The following is an 815-nucleotide window of genomic DNA, read 5'->3' on the forward strand; positions in this document are numbered from 1 at the left end:
GCCACATGCAGCCTTGTCATTTCATCCCTCAATGCAGCTAATCTTGCTTCGTATTCCATTCTAGCTTTCTTATCCTTGCTTATTATCTTTAGAAGGTCGTATGCGTAGTTGATGTCATCATTCTTTTTAGATAGCACATCAATCACCTCCCTCTTTCCATCTATGAATTCCATCCACATTACCAAAGGATCGTTTTCATTCTTAGGAACTTCTGGATTGTAAAGTTTCTTTAGCTCAAGGAAATGTATTTCGAGAACATCTGTCAGTTTAAATTTTGTTTCATCCTCAAATATGTGGTAGACTGAGCTTAGTTTTTTAAGTGGTGTCACATCAAAGTCTACTATATTTATTGTTATGCATTTTTTTAAATGAGTGTAATCTAAGCCTGATTCTAATTGTTGTGTATACATCTTGCTCCAGTAAAAGAGTGTTCTCTCTGCCATATAGCCGCTGTCTATTATTTGAACTTCTATGTCTATTTCTTTTCCATCTTTTGTTTTTACCCTTACATCTAAGACTCCCTTTTTGTCTTTCTTATGACTTTTAATGAGTTCATTGTTTAGTATCTCTAGTCCTTCTAATTCTTCCTTAGGCAATCTTAGAACTGCACTTAGGAATGAAACTAATGCTCTTTTATGCTGTTCACTTCCAAAGATATATTTAAACACAAAGTCCATTTTAGGTGGTATTAGGTCTAATTCTTTTTGCATGTCTTGAACTATGAAATTGTCTTTGTATTCTTGTTTATTTATTTTTCTTTTCTTAGGCATACTACCCCTCCTACTTCCTTATCTTTATTTTAACAGTATTTGTTT

General features: G+C 33.3%; 1 protein-coding gene. It reads right to left on the reverse strand.

Annotation, left to right across the window (positions count from 1 at the left end):
- On the reverse strand, positions 1-770 hold a 770-nt coding region (locus ABG79_RS12115; RefSeq protein WP_242859348.1), incomplete at its 3' end, for an Rpn family recombination-promoting nuclease/putative transposase.
- Positions 771-815: the final 45 nt, after the last annotated feature.

This window comes from Caloramator mitchellensis (assembly GCF_001440545.1).
GTDB lineage: Bacteria > Bacillota > Clostridia > Clostridiales > Caloramatoraceae > Caloramator > Caloramator mitchellensis.